General features: G+C 53.0%; 18 protein-coding genes and 1 pseudogene. 10 read left to right on the top strand and 9 right to left on the bottom strand.

Annotated features, from left to right (window positions below; all coding sequences use genetic code 11):
- Nucleotides 1-15: 15 nt before the first annotated feature.
- The 5 genes from ilvC to ilvD form a co-directional block, all read right to left on the bottom strand.
- The gene (ilvC, locus tag NF347_RS03855; RefSeq protein ID WP_107681561.1) at nucleotides 16-1,059 is read right to left on the bottom strand and encodes a ketol-acid reductoisomerase; all 1,044 of its coding nucleotides are present in this window, start codon (nucleotides 1,057-1,059) and stop codon (nucleotides 16-18) included.
- A gap of 139 nt (nucleotides 1,060-1,198) precedes the next feature.
- A complete protein-coding gene (locus tag NF347_RS03850) occupies nucleotides 1,199-1,963 on the bottom strand; it encodes an acyl-[acyl-carrier-protein] thioesterase (protein ID WP_107681560.1) in 765 nt (254 codons plus the stop codon).
- Complete coding sequence (ilvN, locus tag NF347_RS03845) at nucleotides 1,960-2,514, bottom strand: acetolactate synthase small subunit (protein ID WP_107035701.1); 555 nt, start codon at nucleotides 2,512-2,514, stop codon at nucleotides 1,960-1,962. The genes NF347_RS03850 and ilvN overlap by 4 nt, the downstream gene beginning before the upstream one ends.
- A 31-nt stretch (nucleotides 2,515-2,545) precedes the next feature.
- Nucleotides 2,546-4,276: a biosynthetic-type acetolactate synthase large subunit gene (gene ilvB, locus NF347_RS03840; RefSeq protein WP_107035702.1), complete on the bottom strand. Its 1,731-nt coding sequence runs from the start codon at nucleotides 4,274-4,276 to the stop codon at nucleotides 2,546-2,548.
- A gap of 2 nt (nucleotides 4,277-4,278) precedes the next feature.
- Entirely contained in the window at nucleotides 4,279-6,123 is a 1,845-nt protein-coding gene (gene ilvD, locus NF347_RS03835; RefSeq protein WP_107035703.1) for a dihydroxy-acid dehydratase, read from the bottom strand.
- A gap of 477 nt (nucleotides 6,124-6,600) precedes the next feature.
- Here ilvD and NF347_RS03830 point away from each other — a divergent pair, with 477 nt between their 5' ends.
- The 7 genes and pseudogenes from NF347_RS03830 to NF347_RS03800 all read left to right on the top strand — a co-directional run bounded on the left by NF347_RS03830 (nucleotide 6,601) and on the right by NF347_RS03800 (nucleotide 16,662).
- The gene (locus NF347_RS03830; protein ID WP_107035704.1) at nucleotides 6,601-7,209 is read left to right on the top strand and encodes an RNA polymerase sigma factor; all 609 of its coding nucleotides are present in this window, start codon (nucleotides 6,601-6,603) and stop codon (nucleotides 7,207-7,209) included.
- 90 nt (nucleotides 7,210-7,299) lie between these two features.
- On the top strand, nucleotides 7,300-8,310 hold the full coding sequence (locus NF347_RS03825) for a FecR family protein (protein ID WP_107035705.1): 1,011 nt from the start codon (nucleotides 7,300-7,302) through the stop codon (nucleotides 8,308-8,310).
- A gap of 282 nt (nucleotides 8,311-8,592) precedes the next feature.
- Nucleotides 8,593-10,185: a SusC/RagA family TonB-linked outer membrane protein gene (locus tag NF347_RS03820; RefSeq protein ID WP_161553816.1), complete on the top strand. Its 1,593-nt coding sequence runs from the start codon at nucleotides 8,593-8,595 to the stop codon at nucleotides 10,183-10,185.
- 100 nt (nucleotides 10,186-10,285) lie between these two features.
- On the top strand, nucleotides 10,286-11,356 hold the full coding sequence (locus NF347_RS03815) for an IS110 family RNA-guided transposase (protein WP_055301324.1): 1,071 nt from the start codon (nucleotides 10,286-10,288) through the stop codon (nucleotides 11,354-11,356).
- 357 nt (nucleotides 11,357-11,713) lie between these two features.
- Entirely contained in the window at nucleotides 11,714-13,492 is a 1,779-nt protein-coding gene (locus NF347_RS03810; protein WP_262497745.1) for a SusC/RagA family TonB-linked outer membrane protein, read from the top strand.
- Between the two features lie 12 nt (nucleotides 13,493-13,504).
- Complete coding sequence (locus NF347_RS03805; protein ID WP_107681481.1) at nucleotides 13,505-15,124, top strand: RagB/SusD family nutrient uptake outer membrane protein; 1,620 nt, start codon at nucleotides 13,505-13,507, stop codon at nucleotides 15,122-15,124.
- A 20-nt stretch (nucleotides 15,125-15,144) separates the two neighbouring features.
- A pseudogene (locus NF347_RS03800) lies at nucleotides 15,145-16,662 on the top strand (sulfatase-like hydrolase/transferase).
- Nucleotides 16,663-16,790: 128 nt separating this feature from the next.
- Here NF347_RS03800 and NF347_RS03795 read toward each other — a convergent pair.
- From NF347_RS03795 to NF347_RS03780, 4 genes are all read right to left on the bottom strand, one after another.
- Nucleotides 16,791-18,413: an Rne/Rng family ribonuclease gene (locus NF347_RS03795; protein WP_107035708.1), complete on the bottom strand. Its 1,623-nt coding sequence runs from the start codon at nucleotides 18,411-18,413 to the stop codon at nucleotides 16,791-16,793.
- 345 nt (nucleotides 18,414-18,758) lie between these two features.
- Nucleotides 18,759-19,040, bottom strand: coding sequence for an HU family DNA-binding protein (locus NF347_RS03790; protein WP_107035709.1), 282 nt, complete (start codon nucleotides 19,038-19,040; stop codon nucleotides 18,759-18,761).
- Between the two features lie 213 nt (nucleotides 19,041-19,253).
- Complete coding sequence (locus NF347_RS03785; RefSeq protein ID WP_107035710.1) at nucleotides 19,254-20,459, bottom strand: glycosyltransferase; 1,206 nt, start codon at nucleotides 20,457-20,459, stop codon at nucleotides 19,254-19,256.
- A gap of 4 nt (nucleotides 20,460-20,463) precedes the next feature.
- Complete coding sequence (locus tag NF347_RS03780; protein ID WP_107035711.1) at nucleotides 20,464-22,011, bottom strand: beta-N-acetylhexosaminidase; 1,548 nt, start codon at nucleotides 22,009-22,011, stop codon at nucleotides 20,464-20,466.
- Nucleotides 22,012-22,280: 269 nt separating this feature from the next.
- Between NF347_RS03780 and NF347_RS03775 the strand changes: the two genes are divergently transcribed.
- Genes NF347_RS03775 through NF347_RS03765 form a run of 3 tightly spaced genes read left to right on the top strand, consistent with a single transcriptional unit; the run spans nucleotide 22,281 to nucleotide 25,682 of the window.
- Complete coding sequence (locus tag NF347_RS03775; protein WP_237613002.1) at nucleotides 22,281-22,931, top strand: SAM-dependent methyltransferase; 651 nt, start codon at nucleotides 22,281-22,283, stop codon at nucleotides 22,929-22,931.
- Nucleotides 22,932-22,955: 24 nt separating this feature from the next.
- Nucleotides 22,956-23,996 (top strand): MBL fold metallo-hydrolase, encoded by a 1,041-nt coding sequence (locus NF347_RS03770; protein WP_107035713.1) that lies wholly within the window; start codon nucleotides 22,956-22,958, stop codon nucleotides 23,994-23,996.
- Nucleotides 23,997-24,038: 42 nt separating this feature from the next.
- Nucleotides 24,039-25,682 carry a dipeptidase gene (locus NF347_RS03765; RefSeq protein WP_107681482.1) on the top strand — a complete coding sequence of 548 codons (1,644 nt, stop codon included), beginning with the start codon at nucleotides 24,039-24,041 and terminating at the stop codon, nucleotides 25,680-25,682.
- Nucleotides 25,683-25,691: the final 9 nt, after the last annotated feature.

The following is a 25,691-nucleotide window of genomic DNA, read 5'->3' as shown; positions in this document are numbered from 1 at the left end:
CCTGACCGTCCGGATTCAGTTGTTTTCGGGGCGGAGCGAGCGCACAGTCACCGCAGCCTGCCACATCTCGCTCTCACGAAGATCTTTCAGCTCCTTCTCAAGCTTCTCGCGATAGTCGGGCTTGGAATTGGAATCGATGGATATCTGCGCCTCGTTGCCGCACTTCACGCTCTCATACAGACGCTGCACTACGGGCTTCACGGCATCGTGGAACGGCCCCATCCAGTCGAGTGCGCCACGCTGTGCGGTTGTCGAGCAATTGGCATACATCCAGTCCATACCGTTTTTTGCAAAGAGAGGCATCAGGCTCTGGGTCAGTTCCTCTACGGTTTCATTGAATGCTTCGGAGGGGGTGTGTCCGTTCTCGCGGAGCACCTCGTACTGCGCCAGCAGCAGTCCCTGTATGGCTCCCATCAGCGAGCCGCGTTCGCCTGTCAGGTCGGAAGTAGCCTCGCGCTGGAAGGTTGTTTCGAAGAGATAGCCCGATCCGATGCCTATGCCGAGAGCGATTGTGCGCTCAAGGGCGTGGCCGGTGTAGTCATGATATATGGCATAGCTGGAGTTAAGTCCGCGACCCTCAAGAAACATCGTGCGGAGCGAAGTGCCCGAACCCTTGGGAGCCACCATTATCACATCGATGTCGGCCGGAGGCACGACGCCGGTGCGGTCGTTCCACGTGATGGCGAAGCCATGTGAGAAATACAATGCCTTGCCGGCTGTCAGATATTGCTTGATCTGCGGCCATACCGACATGACTGCGGCATCACTGAGCAGACACATGATGATAGTGCCCTTCTGGCAGGCCTCCTCTATGGAGAACAGTGTCTGTCCGGGAACCCATCCGTCGGCCACCGCCTTGTCGTAGGTCTTGCCCTGACGCTGTCCGACGATGACATTGAATCCATTGTCGCGGAGATTCATGCTTTGACCCGGCCCCTGCACGCCGTAGCCTATCACGGCTATCGTTTCGTCCTTGAGTATCTCGCGGGCCTTTTCAAGAGGATATTCCTCGCGGGTGACGACCGTTTCCTCTACGCCACCGAAATTTAATTTTGCCATATTATTCTCTTAAGTGATATTTTCAAAATTTGAACCACAAAGATATTACAATTTATCACAAAAACAATGTATTTTTGTTTTAATTTGAAATATCATCTACTTTTTTAATGTTTTCGTTAAAGTATGTTTCCACGTCATGTCACTGAACAGGCTGGAGTGTGTGACGCACACTGCAGAGCTGTGTGCCATCGGCAAGCGCCACAGATGTGACATAGTCCATTGCGTCATCGTCAACCGGTGCTGTGATCACCCTCGCTGCCTCGCCCCATCGTGCCTCATGACGGAACGCGATCTCAAAACGCCGTGTGTACGCCCGGTCATAAAGTTCCAGCGGGAGAGAGTCGACTGCAAGCTCCATATAACGGGTTGTGGTGACATGACGGTTGAAATCTATATCCGACGAACGGAAAATCACCTCATACACGTCGGCCATATCTGCCGGAGGTGACGGGATGCGCCTCTGCGGCTCTATCGGACAACGCCGGTCGCTCACCGTACTCTGCAGATGGGAGATGCCCGACAGATCTGCCGGACGGCGTGTGGCCACATTGATGGCCACCCACACAGTCCGCATATAGCCTATCGTGACGCCCGACGCACGGAGCTCGAAATTACGCTCGGAAAAGTGTCGGTTGAATCCTTCTATCCACGTGGTCAGGCTATAGTCCTCATTAATGCGCGGCATACGGTCCACCTCTATGGTCAGCCGGCTCAACACCCATGAATTTCCGTCCTCTATAAGCCGGGAATATCCGACTCCGAGAGCGTTGGCATGATCGGTAGCCACCTGTATCACGTCGGCCACGAGCGTGGACAGCGGCAATGTTCCCTGGGCCGATGCTCCGGCTGCCGTCATACGATAACCGACTGTCAGCTCCGTAGGCAGATTCTCTGCTGCGGTCATATCTCGTTGACGCGCAGACGGCGCTGCTCCTGTTCGACAAGAAAGCGGTCGACATGTTCTATGGGCGACTTAGTGATAGCCACCCGCCCCGACCGCACGAATTGCCTGATATCGTAACGCTTCAGCTCCTCAAAAAGAGCCTCGGTTTCGTCGCTGTGTCCGGTTTTTTCTATGATGGTGTTGTCGCGTGTGATCTCAAGGATGCGCGCTCCGTGGGAGCGAATGATCTCTTCGAGATGCTGCTCGTCGAGAAGCCTCGCGGTGGGCACCTTATAGAGAGCCACCTCCTGATACACGATATCATCGTCAGTATAGAGAAATGCGCGCAAAACGTCGATACGCTTTTCTATCTGCTTGACGATCTTGTCCATTGTCAGCCTGTCGCTGTAGCATGTGAATGTCACCTTGCTGACATCGGGTATCGAACAGCGGCTTGCGCTGATACTCTCCATATTTATACACCTGCGGGTGAGGATGATCGACAGCTGGTTCATCAGTCCCACGTGGTTTTCGGCAAAAACCGCCACGGTGAACAGCGTTTTTTCTTCCATAGTCATGAAAAGATTCTATCTTGCGGAAATTTTATTCTTCATCGGAAAACACCGTGTCCTCGTCGAGCAATATGTAGTCGACAGCCTCTCCCCCGGGAGTCATGGGGAACACCATGTCGCGCTCGTCGACTCTCACGTTGAGCATATATGCGCCGGGGTGCTCCATCATGCGGCGTATGGCGGGTTCCAGGTCCTCTCGACGCTCCACATTCTCGGCCTTGATGCCGTAGGCGCGCACTATGGCCACAAAATCAGGATTTACCATCGGAGTCTGCGAGAAGCGGTTGTCATAGAACATAGCCTGCCACTGGCGCACATTGCCGAGATAATCGTTATTTAGCACTATTATCTTCACCGCTGTGCCATACTGCATGATGGTACCCAGCTCCTGAATGGTCATCTGGAAGCCTCCGTCGCCGCAGAATATGCACACCGGACGCTCCGGAGCAGCCATCTTCGCGCCTATGGCAGCCGGCAGACCGAATCCCATCGTGCCAAGGCCGCCCGAGGTGATGATGCTGCGCGGCTTGCAGTAGTTGAAGTAGCGGGCCGAGAGCAGCTGGTTCTGACCGACATCAGTGACAAGCACAGCGTCGGGTCCCGCCACTTCGGAAACCTTGCGGGCCACCTCACCCATGCACATGGCTCCCTGCGCAGGCGCACCCACACCGAGAGCCGCACGCTCAACCATATCGTATTCCACGCGATCGCATCGGTCGAACGATGCGAGCCACTCATCATGCGTCTTTGAAGTTATCATCGGTATCAGCCCCTCGAGAGCATGCCGGGCGTCGCCGTGAACGGTGGCCGCAGCGGGGATATTCTTGTTGAACTCCGAAGCATCGATATCGATATGCACTATCCTTGCGCCGGTAGCATAGCGCTCGACATCGCCGGTCACACGGTCGTCAAACCTCATGCCCACGGCCACGATCACATCGGCCCGGTTGGTATTCCAGTTGGGCCCGACATTGCCGTGCATGCCCACCATACCTTTGTTAAGCCGATGGGCCGTGGGAATGGTTGACAAGCCGAGCAATGTAGTAGCCACAGGAATGTCGGCTTTTTCGGCCAACTCCTGCAATGCACGCTCCGCTCCCGATATCATCACTCCATGACCCGATATGATCATAGGCCGTTCGGCGGCGTTGATGATGTCAGCCGCGCGACGCAGGTCGGCATCGGGAATCTCGGGCATAGGCATATACGACCGTATGTAGCTGCACTTGCGGTAGGCCTGCTCGTCGAGCATGTCGGTCTGGGCATTTTTCGCTATGTCTATCACTACCGGCCCCGGACGTCCGGTGCTGGCTATATGGAACGCACGCGCCACTACCGCAGGGATATCCTCGGCGCGACGCACCTGTATGGCCCACTTGGTGATCGGCTGTGTGATGCCGACCACATCGGTTTCCTGAAAAGCGTCCGAACCGAGAAGCGACGCATAGACCTGTCCCGTGATGACAACCAGCGGCGTAGAGTCCATCATGGCGTCGCTGAGGCCGGTCATTACATTGGTGGCGGCCGGACCGGACGTTACGATAACCACACCCGGGCGTCCCGACACACGGGCATATCCCTGAGCGGCATGAATAGCTCCCTGTTCGTGCCTGACAAGCACGTGTGTCAGACTGTCGGTATAGTCATACAGCTTGTCGTAGACAGGGATTATAGCTCCTCCGGGATAACCGAACACACGGTCGACTCCCTCGGCTATGAGCGATTTGATGAGCGCTTCGGCTCCTGATATTTTCTTTTCCATTTTCAGTCGATATGTCTTACCCCTCCCTTGTCGGCCGAAGTCACTGCGGCGGCATATGCCTTGAGGGCTTTGGATATGTGGCGGTCACGGCCGCGAGGTGTGAATGCCTCTTTGCCGAAGCTTTCTTCCTTACTGCGACGTTCGGCAAGCTGTCCGTCGGTCAGTTCTACATTGATAGTACGAGCCGGAATATCGATGGTGATTATATCGCCGTCGCGCACCAGACCTATCGCTCCACCAGCCGCCGCTTCAGGCGATACGTGGCCTATGGACAGCCCCGATGTGCCGCCGGAGAAACGTCCGTCGGTGACAAGCGCACACTGTTTGCCCAGATGTTTGCTCTTTATATAGCTCGTGGGATAAAGCATTTCCTGCATTCCCGGACCACCCTTAGGCCCCTCGTAGACGATCACCACGACGTCGCCGGCCTTCACCTGGTCGCGCAGGATACCGTCGACGGCCTCCTCCTGCGAGCGGAACACCTTGGCCGGCCCGCTGAACCGGAATATGCTCTCATCTACTCCTGCGGTCTTGACCACGCATCCGTCAAGCGCTATATTGCCGCGCAACACGGCCAGTCCCCCATCCTTCACGTAAGCATGATCAAGGTCGCGTATGCAACCATTCTTGCGGTCGGTATCGAGATCGGAGTAATATGTCATCTGCGAGCCGAGTTCGGTTGTGCGTCTGCGTGCCGGAGCACTGCGCCACAGCTCGTCGGCGCGATCGGCATAACGACGGCCGCCTATGGCCCACAGATCGATTGCCTCACCGAGAGTCAGCCCGTCGACACGCTTCACAGAGGTGTCGATCAGACCGCCCGACGCAAGTTCGCGCATGATCGACAGAATGCCTCCGGCGCGGTTGACATCCTCTATGTGGTAATGCGAGTTGGGCGCCACCTTGCACAAAACCGGCGTGCGGCGCGACAATGCGTCGATATCGGCTATATTGAAATCGGCTCCGGCCTCATTCGCTATAGCCAGCAGATGGAGCACAGTATTGGTGGATCCGCCCATAGCGATGTCGAGCGTCATGGCATTGAGCATAGCCTGGCGTGTAGCGATATTGCGGGGCAATACCGATTCGTCTCCGTCGCGATAGTAACGGTAGGTATTTTCCACAATCTGCCGGGCGGCATCCTTGAAAAGCTGTCGGCGGTTGATATGGGTTGCAAGCACCGTGCCGTTGCCGGGCAGAGCAAGACCGATAGCCTCGTTGAGCGAATTCATCGAATTGGCCGTAAACATACCCGAGCAACTTCCGCAGGTAGGACATCCGTTACGCTCAAGCTCGGCCACGGCCTCGTCGCTTACGGTCATATCGGCCGAATCGATCATTATGTCGATCAGATCCACAGCTTTGCCTCCGGCCTCTCCAGCCTCCATCGGACCGCCGCTGACAAACACCGCCGGAATATTAAGCCGCATGGCCGCCATCAGCATTCCGGGAGTCACTTTGTCGCAATTGGATATGCACACCATCGCATCGGCCTTGTGGGCATTGACCATATATTCCACCGAATCGGCTATCAGATCGCGCGACGGCAATGAGTACAGCATTCCGTCATGTCCCATGGCTATGCCGTCATCTATGGCAATGGTATTGAATTCGGCTGCAAAGCATCCGAGCCTTTCGATCTCCTGCTTCACAGTCTGGCCTATTTCATGAAGATGGGTGTGCCCGGGCACAAACTGTGTGAACGAATTGACCACAGCTATCACCGGACGACCTATCATCTCCTCTTTCATGCCGTTGGCACGCCACAACGCCCGTGCGCCGGCCATACGTCGACCCGACGTGCTGGCATCGCTGCGCAGCCTGTGGCTGAAGTTATGATGTTCCATTTTGCAGATTGTGTCTATGTGTGATATACGCTTGTCGCGCTTCAGATAAAATCCTTTACTGGTATCTTTCGCAAAGATAACCTAAATTAGGCTCTATGTCCAAACAAATGCACATTTTTCTTCATTTTATGCACATTATGCACCACTTATGCGTCCATTACGTATCATTATGCATCATTATAAACCACTACCCCACCCCTGACGCTTCACTGACACAGCATCAACACCATCGTCGGCAGCGTGTGAAGTCCAGTGAGCCTTTCCTATTTGGAGGTTAGCATATTTATCTCTACTTTTGTCATTGTCATCAACATGTGCAGTAAGTATTTATCATCACGGCAACGCAGTCAAACTCGCTGCCACGCATAGCAGACTACTGTGAACCAACGTCACATCACATTTCAAAATCCAATAACATCAACTCAACAACAACCTGCCTGAATGCCGGTTGAAAACAGGCCAACCAATAATTGTCAGATGATCAGAATAAAGCCAAAAATCACATCGGATGAAGCCACTGAAGCCAAACTGCTCAAACAGCTCAAAGATGGCAGTTATGAGGCTTTCGCTACAGTCTATCGGCGGTATAGCCCCAGAGTATATCGGACCGTATCCTACTTATTAGGCAACGAAGATATGGCGGAGGATATAGTCCAGGATCTATTTCTGACTATATGGGAACGCCGCGAAAACATTGACCCCGACAAAAATTTCGAAGGATATGTAGCTGTTATAGCACGCAATCTCGCTTACCGCTACGTAATGACACGGTGTAAGATGATCTACAACATCGATATAGCCGCCGACAAGCTTGCCGACGATTCGGCTAATGATTCAGCAGAGGCTACATCGCTCAACAATTATATCATGAAAATACTGAACTCACAGCCCCAGATGCGACGCAAAGTGTTCATGATGAGCCGATTCGACAATCTGACATACGCTGAAATAGCCAACCGTCTGAATATCAGCGAACGCACTGTAGAGGCACACATCTATGCTATGGTGCGGGAACTAAAAAAAATGCTCGGATATGTACCTGCTACGGTTATGTCGTTGCTATATTTGAGTGTTAAATTGTATTAAACGCGCTATAAGTACTAAGTACCCTCCCCCACTTTTTGACTAATAATAACAAACGGTCGCCACAAGGCGGCGCAATCATCAATATGCATCATGAACATCAGCCTGCTTCATCACTTGATTGACAACACCCTGACTCCTGAAGAACGCAAGGAGCTAATGGAGTATGTGCGTCGAAACACTACCCGCGAAGAGTTTTTCAGGCTATTCGATGAAGTATGGGTCGCTGAAAAAAACGCATCGATACCTCGCGAACTTCAAGACCGTATGTATGCCCGTATCATGGAGCAGATCAATCCCGGAGCCGATGGACAGCATTCCGGACCGGATCGAATCCAATTCTACAAGCACGCAGTCACCGGAAAGATAAAGAGGGTGATTTTCAGCGCGGCAGCCGCCTGCGTGGCGGCAGCGCTCTGCATTCTCGCCACACATCTTTTCATCCGCCACACATATCAACCTGCGACTTTTGCCGTCACCGCCGAACTCGGACAAAGAGCCAGCGTAACACTCCCCGACGGCACTCTCGTATGGCTCAATTCAGGCTCATGCATAAGTTATGACTCCGACTACGGTCACAAAATCCGCTACATCTCACTCAACGGCGAAGCAAGTTTCGACGTCGCCAAGGATTCCGAACATCCCTTTATAGTGGAAGCTCGCGGCATCACTACAGAGGCTCTCGGAACCAGGTTCAACATATCGGCCTACGACACCGACAACTTCCTCACCACCTCGCTTTACAAAGGATCGGTGAGAGTAAACTACAGCAACGCCTCGACTATTCTACAGCCTCACCAACAAGTCACCATCGACTTACGCAACATGAAAGCGACTGTGACATCAGATGACATGGAACTGAGCGAAGCCCCCTGGCGAAACGACGAACTAACCTTCGACGGGCAGTCGCTTGACGAGATTGCCATCATACTCAGTCGTGTTTACAATACCAAAATAAAGATCGATGATCCGTCGCTTGGGAAGGAATGCTTTGCGGGCACGATCCACAACACCAACATCCGCAACTTCATAGACATACTCAATCTAACGACACCGATCGACTATTATTTCAAAGGTGATACAATCCATCTGCGCAGACGCTAACCTGTAAAAACAAATCAGCGATACAACAACATTATAAACCAATCCAAATACGCTATGCCTATGACATAAGAGCCTCCGAACCATAAAAATCAGAGAGTGTCCGTCTACATATAGACCGACACTCTCACTAAAAACCACAATCATTCGCCTTTATAATACCTGACATCTGTTTGCAGACAGACCAGGCCACGAATCAATTGTATTCGCAAAGTTATAAAGGATTATTTGTCATCACTTAAAAAACTTGCACATTTTTTTACCATGAAGCAGTTTATGAAAAAAATGATGTCACTTTCGCTGCTTATCGCGGCGTCGGTATCATCAGCATCTGCACAAATCTCGCTCCACATGAGCGATCGGCCTGTAGCTGAGGTCATAAAGCAGATCGAAAAATCGACTTCATACCGTTTTTTCTACAACAGCAATCTCGACGGGATGCGCAAAAATGTCAATGTGTCGGCCGAAAACCAGAACATTGACGAGATAATGAATCAGATTTGCCGTCAGGCCGACTTGTCATACGTCATCAAGGACGGGAAACAAATAGTACTGACAGCCAAAGAGAAACAGTCTGAACCCATACAGAACAAAAAAGTCATAAAAGGCACCGTGCTTGATCCCTACGGCGATCCTGTAGTCGGCGCGACGGTGCGCGTCAAAGGGACCAACCTCGCAGCGATCACCGACATCAACGGCAACTACTCCATACAAGCTCCTGACGGCTCTACAATCGAAGTGACATGCATAGGCTATGTCACCGGCAAAGGCAAAGCCTCAGGCGACAAGCCGCTCAATTTCAACATGGAGGAAGATGACAATTATCTCAACGAGGTAGTCGTTGTCGGCTACGGCTCACAGAAAAAAGTCAACCTGACCGGATCGGTGGAAAATATTTCAGCCAAAGCCATCGAGAACCGCCCCATACGCAGCGTGACAGACGCTATCCAGGGGCAGATGGCAGGCGTCACCGTACAGTCAGGCACCGGTCAGCCGGGACAGTTTTCTTCTATAAAAATCCGAGGCAACACATCGGTCAACTCCGGAGGCGCCCTTGTGATCATCGACGGTCTACCGGGCGACATAAATCTTGTCAATCCTCAGGACATAGAGTCAGTGTCAGTGCTCAAAGATGCGGCTTCGGCAGCTATTTACGGCGCACGGGCAGCCGAAGGCGTGATATTGATCACCACACGTCAGGGCACCGACTCCAAAGTCAAAGTCGAGTACACCGATAACTTCTCCTTCAATAAACCCACACGCATTGTCAAGAGCAACAACAGCTATGACCACGCGATAATGCAGAATCTTGCATATACCAATGCCGGATTGGCTCCGAACTTCTCCGAAAAGGCTCTTGAGGCGATACTCGATCCATCGGTCACAGCATTGCCCAACGGCAACGACTGGATCTACACCGCCGACACTGACTGGATCAGCATGATGTTTGATCACAGTTTTCAGCAGACCCACAATCTGGCAGTCTCCAAAGCATCCGAATCACTTCGCTACCGTTTTTCGGCCGGATGGCTCGACCAGGACGGCATGTTCAGCGAGTATGGACCTGACAACTACGACCGCTATACACTGAGATCAAACGTCAATGCCGATCTCGTCAAAAACAAACTGAATTTCGACAGCAAAATGACATATACCGGCACAACCTCAAAGACTGCCGCGCAGTTCAGCAGCTGGACGATACCCTACATCACCATGATACAGGCGGGACCCAATATGCCTGTATATGATCCCAACGGCAACTATGCCCGTTACCGCATGCAGGCCAACCCGATTCAGGCACTCAAAGAAAGTCACTATGTTTGCATCAGATTAGCTGACGGGGCGCTCAACGGGGGCTGTCTGCCCCCTTGCCGCTAAGGCTTTCCCCCGAGAGGAGTGAGGAGAAAAGATAGACGTAAGGGCAATTGCATGTAAATTTGTAAAAGCAAAATACATTAACAGCAAAACCGATACGTCTATGGTACAAAGTAACAAAAAAGATTTCAGCGGACAAAATATCTCTATTGGTATTGACGTCCATCTGAGAACATGGAGTGTCACGGTGCTCACCCCCTCTGGGTTTATGCGCACTCATACTCAAAAGGCTTCGGCCAAAGAGCTCTTTGAACATTTGAACAAGCATTATCCTAACGGTAGCTACCATGCAGCCTACGAGACGGGGTTTTCTGGCTTCTCGACCTATTATGCCCTGACTGAGCTTGGTATAAAATGCACCGTGGTACATGCTGCTGACGTTCCGACCACCCAGAAGGAAAAGGTCTCGAAGTCAGACCCGGTGGATTCAAAAAAGCTGGCCAAAGCCCTTATGCGCGGCGAGCTCGGCAGTGTGTACATTCACTCGAAGGACAGCCTCGACGACCGTGCGCTGGTACGCCACCGCGCCACTATTGTGAAGCTTTCCGGCGGCATAAAATCCAGAATCAAGCATCTGCTGTACAACAACGGCGTGGAGTACCCCGAAGAATATTTCCGAAGCAACCGCCACTGGACAAGAAGTTTCATAACGTGGTTGCAGAATGACGTGCGGTTGCTCTCCGACACCCGGGTCTCGCTTGACCTGCTCATTGCCGAGGTACTCCATTACAGGGAACGCCTCCTTGATGTGAACCGCAGATTGCGCTCGCTGGCGCGCAGCGACAGGTATGCCGAGAAATACGGCATCCTGATGTCGGTTCCCGGCATTGGTTCGACAATTGCCATGAGCCTGCTTACCGAGATTGATGACATCGGTCGCTTCAGTAACCAGCGCCAGTTCGCATCGTTCCTCGGACTCGTGCCGATGATGTCATCAAGCGGCGACAAGGAATACGTCGGTGAGAAGACTTTCCGGGGAAACAAATTCCTCGGTCCAAAAATAGTCGAGGCCTCATGGATAGCCATACGGCACGACGCGGAACTCTCCGCAAAGTTCGGCGCATTGTGCACCCGCGGAATGAAGTCGCAGGAAGCCATAATCCGGATAGCCCGCAAGCTCTCCAACATAATATTTTCCGTACTGAAATCAAACCGCAGATATGAATGCCGTTAGATAATGCGACACACAAAAGTCTTATAGGCAAATACAGTAAGACGGCTACTCTCGCCTCCTTGATGAGCCTTGGCTGCATCTAAAAGAAAGGTTGTGGCGTCTTTCCTATTATGCTGAATAAGTAAACTGTCAGCCCGATGGGGCGTGACTGATAGAAGTTTGCCTGATAGGACTTTTTTTACTACAAGGCATTTCGGGCTCTAACCGATTGCCGGTTATTTGATTGGGGCAGAGGCCTCGATCATGACTCTTTTGTGCCTACACAATCGGCACAGAAACATAAGCAATTGATTTTTAACGTTAATCTTTTCTAAATCTCAACGAGAATTTTGGAATACAACATAGAAGGCCAACCCGATTCAGGCACTCAAAGAAGGAGGCGAGAACCACACCCGCCGACAGCGCATCGAAGGAGTTTTCACCCTGTCATACAAACCGGTGAAAGGTCTTGAGGTAAAAGCTGTGGGTGCCGGACGAGTCATCAACTCGCAAAGCAAGAACTGGCGCCGCCAATATGGAAAATACGGTCCGAACGGACTCAACTCGATGGGAGCCGGCCAGTCGGGACCCAACAGGCTCACACAGTCGACAGATAACACCCGCTATATCACAGTACAACTCACCGCCGATTACAATTTGAAAATTAAGCGGCACAACCTCCACATACTCGCAGGATGGTCGGCTGAAAACAACAGCTATGAGAGCCTCACCGGCGAGCGCACCGATATAATCGGCAACGAACTGCCAGCACTTGTCATGGGGTCGACCGACCAGTGGAGCAACTCCGCCAGCGAAACCGAATGGGCACTGCTGTCGGGATTCGGACGCATAAACTATAACTTAGACGAACGCTATCTATTCGAAGCCAACATACGCATGGACGGTTCATCGCGATTCTCGAAGAAACACCGATGGGGCTACTTCCCCTCGTTTTCGGGAGCATGGCGCATCAGCGAAGAGGCATTCATGAAGGGCCAGCACATAGTCACCAACCTTAAGCTGCGGGCTTCATGGGGTCAGCTCGGCAACCAGAACGGCCTAGGCCTATACGACCATATCGCCAAATATAACATCAGCGGATATTACCCGTTTGCCAACGAACTCGGACAATGGGCAAAGGTCAACAGCCTCCCCTCCGAAGACCGCACATGGGAAACTGTAGAAATGACAAATATCGGTATCGATCTGGGCTTTCTCAACAACCGCCTCACGGCCGAAGCCGAGCTCTTCTGGAAACATACCAAGGATATGCTTGTCAGCATCGAGATCCCGAGCATGATTGGCATCACAGTCCCCACCGGCAACTACGGCGAGCTCAAGGTCCACGGATGGAACATAGCCATAGGCTGGAACGACCGCATAGGCAACCTCAACTACTCGGCACGCTTCTCGCTCTCCGACCAAAAAGACAAACTCACCAATTACGGTAAGGAATTCAACGGATTCTCATCTGGCGTAGGCGTATATACCGAAGGATATTCCCTCGGCGCCATATTCGGCTACAAGACCGACGGTTACTTCAAGACTCAGGAAGAGGTCGACAACTATCCCGTATTCCGCAAAGGCATCACTGCTCCCGGCGACGTGAAATATATTGACCTCGACAACGATGGCAAAATATCGGCACCCAACGACATCGCCTATCTCGGTTCGACCAATCCACGCTATGTGTTCGGGCTGAACCTGAGCGCCGATTGGAACGGCATCGATGTCAGCGCACTCTTCCAGGGTGTAGGCAAACGCGACTACTACCTGTCGTCGGAAGTGATGGCTCCGTTCCGCGACACCTGGGGCAACTTCTCCTATACCCTTCACAACGACTACTGGACGCCCGACAACACCAATGCCGCCCTGCCACGCCCATATGCCGGCACATCACACAACTATCAGATATCAGACCATTGGCTACAGAATGCGGCCTATATCCGATTGAAAAACCTGCAGATCGGATACACTTTGCCGTCGCGTATAATGCGCAAAGCGGGCATAGACCGTCTACGTATCTATTTCAGTGGCGACAATCTCCTTGAATACAGCAAGCTGCAAAGCGACTTCGATCCTGAACTGTCAAACATCAACGGCTACATGTATCCGATGCTCCGCAGCTACTCATTCGGCATTAATCTTACTTTTTAACAACAGGAATCCATGAACAAGATAATATATACCGTATTGACAGCCCTTATGGGACTCGCCGCACTCAGCAGCTGCAGCGACTTCCTTGACAAGGAACCTAAGACCGAACTGTCGCCTAACACTTTCTGGAAAACGGAATCTGATCTTCGCCTCGGCCTCAACAGCCTGTATGCCAGCATGAACCGTAGCTATACACTCGACAACCAGTCGATCGACTGCTTCGCCGCGATCGGCAACCCCGTGAGCAGCGGCACATATACGGCATCGAACACCGACGGGATATGGACCACCGCCTACAACAACATACGTGTGGTATGTGACTTCCTCGAAAACTACGACAAAGCAGAGGTCAGCGATGCGGTCAAAGCGCGTTATCGCGGCGAAGCTCTCTTCTTCAAGGCTTATTTCTATTTCAATCTTATAAAACGGTTCGGCGATGTGCCTTATGCCGACCATACGCTTGATCTTGCCTCAGAGGAACTTTACGGACCACGCATCGACAAACGCCAGATACTCGACATCATTCTCGCTGATCTTGCCGAAGCCGAAGCGGCCGTGCCTCAGAAAAGCGCGATGAAAAATGATCTCGGCAGAATCACCAAAGGAGCGATCCAGGCACTCACGGCACGCATCGCGCTGTATTTCGGTACCTGGTACAAATATCATGGCGGAGCCGACGGCACACAATACCTCGCCATAGCCCGCGATGCAGCCCGACGGCTTATGGACAGCAATGAATACAGCATATATCCTGACTACCGCAATCTATTCCTTCTGCCGGGTGAAGACTCTTCGGAGCACATCCTGTCGTTCCGCTACTCCGACGAAACAAGCTCATACAATGCCCGCATACGAGGCGTGATTGTCGATTTCATACAGGACCCGACCAAACATCTCGCCGATGCATTCCTGTGCAAAGACGGTCTGCCTATAGGCAAATCGGCCTATACGGTCGAATATCTGCCTCTCGGCAAGGAGTTCGACAACCGTGACCCGCGCATGGCCTTGACCATCTGGCGGCCGGGCGACCCGTTCAGGAACGAGGCTTTTGTACCCAATCTGGCCAACCAGACCAAGACCGGCTACATGTTCAAGAAATATGGCGATGAAGACTCCTATGCCAATATCCAGTCGAAGATCGACGAGATACTGATACGCTATGCCGAGGTGCTCATCACGTATGCAGAAGCAACCTACGAACTTGACGGCAGCATCTCTGATGCAGATCTCGATATTTCAGTAAACACCATCCGCGACCGATTCGCCGGCAACCCCGACTGTCTGCCTCACCTCACCAACGCCTTTGCAACAGCACACGGACTGGATATGCTTGAGGAGATACGCCGCGAACGCCGCGTGGAACTTTGCTCCGAATCACTGCGCTACGATGACCTCATCCGCTGGAAAACAGCCGAACATGAACTGCCGCAATCAATTCTCGGTGCTAAATTTGATGCCGAATCATACCCTGCGCTGACCACCGGCAAAGACATAATACTCAACGCCGACGGGTTCATACTCGTGCAGGATGGCAACTCACGCACATTCGACCCGGCAAAGGACTATCTGTTCCCATTGCCGCTTCGCGAAGTGCGCCTCAATCCTCAGCTCACACAAAATCCCGGATGGTAATCAATCGCAATGCAAGCAACATGAATAGATTCACCAAATATATCGGAGCCGGCATAGGACTCCTGTCGGGAGCTGTTGCCGGCGCTCAGGATCGCCCTAACATAGTGGTCTTTCTTGTCGACGACATGGGACTTATGGATACATCCCTCCCATTTGTCACCGACAAAGAGGGCAACCCTGTCGAGCAGCCTCTCAACCGCTGGTACCGCACTCCAAACATGGAGCGCCTCGCCGCGCAAGGCACACGCTTCACACAGTTCTATGCACAGAGCGTAAGCTCTCCGTCGCGCACATCATTGCTGACCGGACATAATGCAGCCCGTCACCGCACCACCAACTGGATCAACGCCGAAAGCAACAACCGCGACAAATACGGCCCCTACGACTGGAACTGGAACGGCCTTACATCAGGCAGCATCACTTACCCTGGAATACTCCGTGAAAACGGCTACAAGACAATCCATGTCGGAAAAGCTCATTTCTCCAACATGCACACCGACGGCCGCGATCCGCGCAATCTCGGGTTTGACGTCAACATAGCAGGTTAGGCTATCGGTCATCCTGCCAGCTATCTGCCTGAAAACGGCTACGGCAAGTACAAAGGCTGGAAAGCTCGCGCCGTGCCCGACCTCGACAAATACCATAACACCGAGACCTTCCTTACCGATGCGCTTACCATTGAAGCGGCGAGCGAAGTAGACAAAGCCGTAAACGAGGGCAAACCGTTCTATCTCAATCTGGCCCATTACGCCGTACATGCACCTTTTGACATCGACAAGCGTTTTATCGACCACTATACCTCCGATGAATATCCGGTCAACGCACCGGCATTCGCCGCTCTGATAGAAGGGATGGACAAGAGTCTCGGCGATCTCATGGATCATCTCGACTCCATAGGCCAGGCCGAAAACACACTCCTGATATTTCTCGGCGACAACGGCAGCGACGCACCGATGGGAGACAAAGCCGGCCACACCTCCTCGGCTCCCTACAGAGGTAAGAAAGGAATGGAATTTGAGGGGGGCATGCTCGTTCCGGCCATAATATCATGGGCTAAACCGGCGCCCGACAATAAATTCCAGAAGGAATATCCCATAAGCCAAGGCGGCATACAGACGCAGATGGCGACAATCATGGACATTTTCCCTACAGTGCTGTCTGTAGCCAGAATCGGCAATCCCGAAGACCATACACTCGACGGCTCTGACCTGAGGACACTGCTCAGCGGAAAGCATGATCCGCGTCACCGCGACGATTTCCTGATGCACTTCCCGCATCATAACTACGGTCAGTATTATACTGTTTACCGCAAAGGTGACTGGAAAATCATCTATCGCTATAACCCCGAAGATCCTCAACATCCGGGCTACAGCCTGTATAATCTGGCCGATGATCCATACGAAAACCATGATCTCGCCACGGCAGATCCGGCAAAACTCAGTGAGATGTTCTACCTGATGGAAGCCCGTCTGAAAGCCGAAAACGCCACATACCCCGTAGACGCCGACGGAGTCACTCTCCTGCCCAAAGCTCCGTAAAAGAGCTGCACGTCAGCGCAATCGCCGTATGCCCCACCATAATACCACACGACACTGTGACTGAATCGATGATTCCTGACACAGTGTCGTGTGATATTGGTCGGTCTGTGAGGACGGGTTAAAGACCTTTAATCCTCATTACCTCTGTTTTTGGCTTTGCTTTTTGATTTTGTGGCCGACGAATCGATGTCTTTTTCCTCCTTGAGATCGATTTCGTTGCCTTTGGCATCGAGCACTCTGTATTGCAGATATGCGAGGCTCTGATCGGGACGGACATTGAACTTCTTGCCTGTCTCCATGCGCCAGCGGCGAAATGTGGATATCAGTCCTTTTTTCAGGTATGCATCGACAAACGGATGTACGTACATCGTAAAACCGGTCTGTTTCAGCTCGTCCACAAGATAATCTATTTTTTCACGCAGCAGATCGGTGAAGAGCAGCGACGGCTGCACCTTGCCCTTCCCGAAGCACGACGGACACTCTTCGGCGGTAGTGATGTCGAGCGCCGGCCTTACACGCTGGCGGGTGATCTGCATGAGTCCGAATTTCGAGAGCGGGAGTATGTTGTGGCGCGCACGGTCTGTAGCCATGATCTCCCTCATGTGCTCATACAGTTTCTGGCGGTGTTCGGACTTGGCCATATCGATGAAGTCAATCACGATTATGCCCCCCATGTCGCGGAGTCGGAGCTGACGTGCAATCTCGTCGGCAGCGCGCATATTCACCTCCAGCGCATTGGTTTCCTGGTCGGCGGCGGCCTTTGAGCGGTTGCCCGAATTGACATCAATCACATGGAGCGCCTCTGTGTGCTCTATGATGATGTAGGCTCCGCTTTTGAACGAAACAGTTTTGCCGAACGACGACTTGATCTGTCGCGTGATACCGAAATGATCAAATATAGGCTCCGGTTTCTGATAGAGCTGCACGATCGAACTACGGTCGGGTGCGATCAGATTGACATATTTCGAGATCTGCGAATATACGTCGGGATCGTTGACGTGGATGCTTTCGAAATCGGGATTGAAGATGTCGCGGAGCACTCCGACTATGCGGCTTTCTTCCTCGAAAATCAGCGCCGGCGCAGTCGCACACTGTGCGCGGGCCACCGTGTCTTCCCAGCACTGGAGCAGCGTGCGGAGCTCATGATTAAGCTCTGTGACACGTTTGCCTTCGGCCGAGGTGCGGATGATGATGGAAAAATTCTTTGGCCTGATGCTCTCGATAAGCCTCCGGAGGCGGATCTTCTCCTCGGAGGTTTTGATTTTCTGCGACACTGATATCTTGTCGCCGAAAGGTATGAGCACCATATAGCGCCCCGTAAGAGTTATTTCTGTGGTGAGTCTGGGACCCTTGGAGGATATCGGTTCCTTGACTATCTGCACCATCAGTTCCTGCCCGGGCTGAAGCACGTCGGTTATCTGTCCGTGCTTGTCAATGTCGGGCTTCAGTTTCATTTTAGGCAGCGACGGCTGATGCTTACGGTCATCGAGCGCCTGCTTCAAAAAGGTTGAGTAGCTTGCGAAGCTTGAGCCAAGATCAAGGTAATGGAGGAAAGCGTCTTTTTCATACCCGACGTTGACGAAGGCGGCATTCAGACCCGGCATAAGCTTTTTGACTTTCGCCAGGTAGATGTCGCCGACCGCATAGGCTATGTTTCTCGACTCCTTCTGGAGCGAAACAAGCCTGGAGTCCTCCAGAAGTGCTATCGACACTTCCTTTGGCTGCACGTCGACAATGAGTTCGCTTTTCATTTTCTTGATATTATACTGTGATTATCCGGGTATGCGCCACACTTGGCGTTCTCCCGGCAAAAAAAACAAAGGACAAAGCTTCCGGCCCCTCGGAGCGGACCCTGAGAAGTTTGTCCTTCGCTGTTCGATTTCCGCGCGGTCTGTTGATTTAGAAGCGGAAGATTCGATGAGTGTCCGCTGTCGGGCCTGACGGCAACACGCAGCGGGTATGACTCACTTCTTCTTGTGACGGTTCTTCTTCAGACGTTTTTTGCGCTTGTGAGTAGCCATCTTGTGGCCTTTTCTTTTCTTTCCGCTTGGCATTTTATGCGATATTTAGTTGGTTATTATATTGGGGAATGCTGATCACTTAGCGTTCTTGACATCTTCCATGAACACCTTGGCGGGCTTGAATGCCGGGATCTTGTGCTCGGGGATGATTATTGTGGTGTTCTTTGAGATGTTGCGGGCGGTCTTCTCCGAGCGGGTCTTCACGATGAAGCTGCCGAAGCCACGAAGATATACGTTTTCGCCATGACCGAGGCTCTCCTTCACAACTTCCATGAACTTCTCTACAGTCTCGAGCACACAGGCTTTGTCGATGCCGGTGGTCTTCGAGATTTCGCTAACGATGTCGGCTTTTGTCATAATTCTATATTTTTTGATAATACATTGATACGCAACTGATTGTTGACAACATTGAACTTGTCTTCAATTTGCAAGTGCAAATATCGCACTTTTTTTTTATTCACATGCAAAAAATCAACCACTTTTTTGCAATAATCATCACTTTTCTACCTCATTAAGGGCGAACCTGAATTTCACGCCGACCAACGACAGTAGACTGTGCTCGCACTATATTCACCCCCATGTGAAATTACTGCGTCGCCGACGCCATGCCGACCAACGGCGTCCGATGGTACGGATCGGCTGGACTAACCACAAAAACAGCGCCGACCATCCCTGACGACCGCCTTCGAGCACCGCACACACTTTCCGCCACATAAGAGATACGGGTATCCACATCCCGGCGAACATGACTACGGCTACTATCGGAGGCACTATCGACGGAGCGCCATACACCACCGACACAACCGAGGCGAGAAGCCATATCCATAGCGCCACACTGACACTACCCATAAGCCGGAAAGGCGCACGCGGAAGCATGGCAGAGGTAAATTCGCGCCGTAAGGATTCGGCACGATGGGAATAAGCCATATCCGATTCGTGCTGATCCACTATGGCATCGGGATATATTTCAGCGACACAGTTGTATGCGGTAGCAATTTCATTGACAAACAAATCATCGTCGCCATAATTAAGCTGCAGCGCCGATGAAAATCCCTTGTGTTTGAAAAACACCGACCTGCGGTAGGCCAGATTACATGCTGTGCCACGCAATGGCTTTCCGACAAGCGCCGAACCGACCCAAAGCAAAGCAGACCGTAAACGGTCGAATGTGCGCCGGCCGCTTCCGTGGCCATGGTCGGGGGTATCATCATTGCCGCAATGGCGTCCGTAACCAATCACCACTTCCACTGATTTGTCGACAAAATGACGCGCCATACTCCGGAGCCACAGGCGCGACGGTATTGTACAGTTGCTTGTTGTCAGCAACAGACAGTCGTGGTGGGCCGCCTTCACGCCGAGCGTGATTGCGAGCTTGCGCCGGCTAAGGCTGCGGGTATCATCGGGCAGAAAAGTTATGAACAGGTTGCGGTGTTCGACCTGAAGAGCGCGCACTATGTCGTCGGTGTGGGAATGACCTTCGTCATTGACCACCACTATCTCAAACGGTGCATTATAGTCCTGATCAAGTATATCGGCCAGCAACTGGCGAAGTCGTCCGGAATCGGCATGAGAACAGACTACGACCGACACCGGAGGAAGCTCTCCGTCATCATCCCGGTTTTTGACAGCCCGCGATGCGTTCAGAATACGCTTGAGCCTCGGCAATACCACCGCCAGCACATACACCGCCGCAATAAAAGCTGCTGCAACCGATATACCTACAACCGGCGTGAGAGGCACAAGAAAAAATTCCGGATCCACAGACATGACTAACATATTCCTATCGGTCAAATGATTCGAACGGCACTCTGAACGACACCCCGCGCTCCATCAGCCGACCGAGCGCACCGGGCAGACGGCGGCGGAATGAATCCCACGACCGTCTTGATTCAGGAGTCCATCCGGCCTCTGCAAGAGCCATGGCTCTCGGATAGGCCATATAGAAAGCACGATTGATGTCGTTGATGGCCTCTCCCCAAAGAGTTCCCATCACTCCCGTCACATTGGCGGCCGAAGGCATCTCGATCGCATAGGCCTGACGCAGTGTGGTCACCGGCATACCCCAGTTGTTATGTTCCGGAAGATCGCCGCGCATCTGGGGATAGTCGAGATAAGCGTGCTCTCCGGGCGCCATCAGCAACGGGTTGCCGTGAGCGGCTGCCAGTTCGATGCATTTAGGCGTCAACCCATTGCGCCATGTCACGAGAGTTACATCGGCAGGATATTCCATCAGATACTTCTCAGCCGGCATATAAATATTGTCGAGCTCGCACCACAATATAGCCTTTTTGCCACAGCTGCGGACGGTGGCAAGCATACGCCCGAAAAAATCGTTCATCAGCTGTGCGGCATCGGTATATCCACGTTCGGACATCATGCGGCGACAATCGGCGCACAAAGCCCAGTTGCGTTCGATTGCGGCCTCGTCGCCGCCAAGATGGATATAAGGCGACGTAAACATCGACGCGATACTGCGTATAACATCGTCATAAAGAGCATAGACCGAATCATTTGCCGCGCATACCATCACTCCGTTTCCCGGCGCTGACGCGAGCGCCGCGCTGTCGGCTATGTGGCAGCCAAGGCCGGGATGCACGGTAAGCACAGCTGAAGTATGGCCGGGAATATCCGCTTCAGGCACGATCTCTATGTAACGCTGTGCAGCATAATCGACCAGATCCGCTATATCCGACGCTGTGTAATGGTCTGTGCCGTCAGTCAGCTCCGGATGCCCCTCTACGGCCACCCGCCAGCCTTCATCATCGGTCAGATGAAGCTGCAGCACGTTGTATTTATACGACGCCATTACATCTATAAACCGCTTCACATCATCTACAGGAAGAAAATGGCGTGCAGGATCGAGCATCAGAGCCCGACGCGGATAAGCGGGAGCGTCATCTATGATTATCGGTGAAACATTTCCACTGGCGGTCATGACCGCATCGCCCCAAAGCAGCTGATCAAGAGTCTGCAACCCTCTGAACAGCGCCTCCTCCGAAGCGCCACAGAGCCTCAAAGAGACCGAATCGACCTCCAGACGGTAATGCTCGCTGCCTGTCATCGTCGTATCGACACCGATATAAGCATCCACTCCCGCACCATCGCCGAAATGACGGGTCATGATCTCTCCATAGACCGACAGAAGTCTGTGATCCGATGGCAATGTAGACCTGACTATAGCCGCGTCACTGACAGACAAAGCCTTGCCTGACGGCATGACAACCGATGCCGGCATAGGCATCAGAGCCGAAGTCGGCCCCAGTTCTCTTGCATGCACAGCAATCCCGGCCGCCACTGCAAGCGATATTGTGATAATTTTTCTGAACATGATGCAAAGTTACGCATTTTTCGTGAATGTCTAAAAAAGCCATACAAACCGACCGTCAATGACGTCGCAGCCAACAGTCCGCACTGTCAGTTCTTACCATGGCACTGATGATTTTTGTTTTTATCTCGCGAATTCTTCGTATATTTGCAATAATGAATTCATCCACCACAAAATCAAAAGGCGCCGACAGCGACGCATCATCAGCCACACATAGGCCTACACTGTATCTTCTGCCCGTACCGCTCTCTGACGTAGACCCGTCAGCCGTCATGCCGCAGTCCAACATAGAAGTGGCCCGCAGTGTGCGGCACTTCATTGTAGAAAACCTACGGTCGGCACGTCGTTTCCTGAAACGGTGTGACCGCTCAATCGACATAGATTCGCTGACATTCGACGTGCTCGACGAACACACCCGGCCATCGGAAGTAGCGGCGATGCTTGCTCCGATGGAACGCGGCGAGGATATGGCCATAGTATCCGAGGCCGGATGCCCGGCTGTGGCCGATCCGGGTTCTGATGCTGTTGCCGAGGCACAACGTCGCGGCTATCGCGTATGTCCGCTCGTCGGGCCTTCGAGTATTCTGCTCGCCCTTATGGCTTCAGGATTCAACGGCCAGACTTTTGCATTCGCAGGCTACCTGCCGGTAGACCAGCATGCACGCACGGCACGGCTACGCGAAATGCAGCGACGCATCGAGCGCGAACGACAGACGCAGATATTTATCGAAACACCCTACCGCAACAACCGTCTGATACGCGAACTCACCGCAACCCTGCCGCACGACATGCTGCTATGCGTGGCCACCGATATAACCGGACCGCGCCAGAATATAACCACGAAGACACTCGCACGATGGGCCGCAGAGCCGGCCGACATAGACCGTGTGCCCTCGATATTCCTTCTGTTCCGGCAGGACTGAACACCTTTACAGCACACACGTCAGATGGCAAAAAAGAATAAATTCCAGCCAAGTCCGCTACGCCAGCCCGGACTGTTTGACATATCCGACCCGAATACAGACGGAGGCGGCATTTTCGGTGAAGAACTGCCGGTACATCCGTCGATACTCGACTTCGTAGTACACCATACCGCCACGACTGCCGACAACGTCGCAGCTCCGTCAAACCCTATCGAAGAACCGATCAAAGACTATCCGGTAGAACGCGGATCGCTGCTTCTGGTCAGCTTCGGAAGCGGCAGCAGCGGCAACTGTGCGTATCTCGGTACACGCAGCGGCGGCATACTGATCGATGCCGGGGTCGACGTGCCGACTGTAACCAAAGGGCTCGAATCTATAGGTCTGACACTTGAAGATGTCAAAGGGATACTCATAACCCATGACCACAGCGACCATATCAGATTCGCCTATTCGATCGTAAGAAAACATTCATGGATGGGAGTCTACTGCACTCCCAAGACCCTAAACGGCATACTGCGCCGCCACAACATATCACGTCGCCTCAGCGACTACCATCGGCCGATATACAAGGAATTTCCGTTCGAGCTGGCTGGATTCCGCATCACAGCTTTCAATGTAAGCCACGACGGATCGGACAATTCCGGATTTTTTCTCGAATCAGGATCGCAGACCGTGGCCGTGGCCACCGACCTCGGATCCATCACCGAACGCGTCGACCACTATATGCGTCAGGCCAACCATATCATCATCGAGGCCAACTACGACGCCGAGATGCTTCGATGCGGCCGTTATCCCGCCTATCTGAAAGCACGGATCGAAGCCGACGACGGACACCTCGACAACACCGTCACCGCGCGCTTTCTATCGTCGCTCCTGACTCCGCGGCTCCACAACATATTTCTCTGCCATCTGAGTGAAGACAACAACACACCTCAAAAGGCTATCGAGGCAGTAGGCGATGCACTACGCGGACATCCCGACGTCGCGTCAGGCGACATCACGATGCCACGGCTCGACATATTCCCCCGCTACGAGCGGTCGACCGTCTACAGCCTCCACCTATGACCGAGATACAGACAACAGGCAAAACAAACTGATTTACAAAAAATGATACACTCCAACAAACTACTCGCTTTGGTCGCATCGGCTGCCATGGCCATACCATCGGCCGACGCATGCACAAGCCTTATCGCCGGCAAAAAAGCCACAGCCGACGGAAGCATCATGATCACATACGCCGCAGACAGCCACACCCTCTACGGCGAACTATACCATCAGCCGGCAGCCGACCACGCTCCCGGTACGATGAGGCAGATCACCGAATGGGACACCGGACGTCATCTCGGCGAGATACCCGAAGCTCCACACACCTACCGCACTCTCGGCAATATGAACGAACACGGGCTCACAATAGCCGAAAGCACCTGGGGCGGACGACATGAACTCGCCGGCACAGGCCTCATAGACTACGGTTCGCTGATATATATCACGCTGCAGCGAGCACGTACGGCACGCGAGGCACTGAAGGTCATGACCGATCTGGTAAACGACTACGGATACGCTTCGGAAGGCGAATCGTTCTCAATCGCCGACGCCGACGAAGTGTGGATCATGGAACTCATAGGCAAAGGCAAATCCGACAAGGGAGCCGTGTGGGTGGCGCGACGCGTCCCCGACGACTGCATATCGGGACATGCCAACCACTCACGCATACATCAGTTCCCGCTCGACGATCCTGAAACGCTCTACGCGCCCGATGTGATCAGCTTCGCCCGCAGTCAGGGATATTTCGACGGGAAGGATGAAGATTTCAGTTTCTCACGCGCCTATGCCGTGACCGACGGCGGCGCCCTGCGCGGATGCGACGGCCGCGTATGGTCGTTCTACAACCGCTTCAATTCCCCGGAGGCAGCTCCATATCTCGACTGGGTGCTCCGCGGACAGGGCGACCCTCTACCTCTGTGGATCCGCCCGCAGTCAAAAGTCGACGTGCGCCAGATGCAGGCCATGATGCGCGACCACTTCGAGGGCACGCCGATGGACATGACCGCCGACGTCGGAGCCGGCCCGTATAAAGTGCCTTACCGCTGGCGTCCGCTCACTTACGAGGTGGACAGCACAGAATACACTCACGAGCGCGCTATCGCCACACAGCAGACCGGTTTCTCATTCGTCAGCCAGATGGACTCCAAAGCACCCGCTGCCATGCGCGCCATATTGTGGTTTGGAGTTGACGATGCCAACACCTGCGTCTACGTTCCCGTCTACAACAGCGTCACTGAAGTGCCTCATGAATTTGCTGTAGGCAATGGAGATATGTACAATCTTTCATGGGATGCAGCATTCTGGGTCACCAACTATGTGGCCAACCAGGCCTACAACCGGTATTCTCAGATGATACCCGATATACGCCGCGTGCAGAACGAGATTGAAGATTCAATAGCCGCAGAGGTCGACTCCATGCGCAGCGCTGTAGCCTCCATGCCGGAAACAGAGGCTTCAGCCACACTGACAGCCCACACCGCACGCTGGGCCCGCGACTACACAAAACGCTACAAACAACTTGGCGACTACCTGCTGGTGAAATATCTCGACGGCAATGTGAAGCGCGAGAAAGACGGTAAGTTTGAGCGTACCGCCGACGGAATGCCCGTATATCCGCTCTTCCCCGGCTACGATGACCGCTACTACCGCTCGATAGCCACTGATCCCGACGGAGGCGACAGGCTCAAATCACTGAAAATCCAATAACCACTGACC

It is taken from the genome of Paramuribaculum intestinale (assembly GCF_030759015.1).
GTDB classification, from domain to species: Bacteria; Bacteroidota; Bacteroidia; order Bacteroidales; family Muribaculaceae; genus Paramuribaculum; species Paramuribaculum intestinale.
Note: the sequence above shows the minus strand (reverse complement) of the source record. Positions and strands in the feature narration are given on the sequence as shown.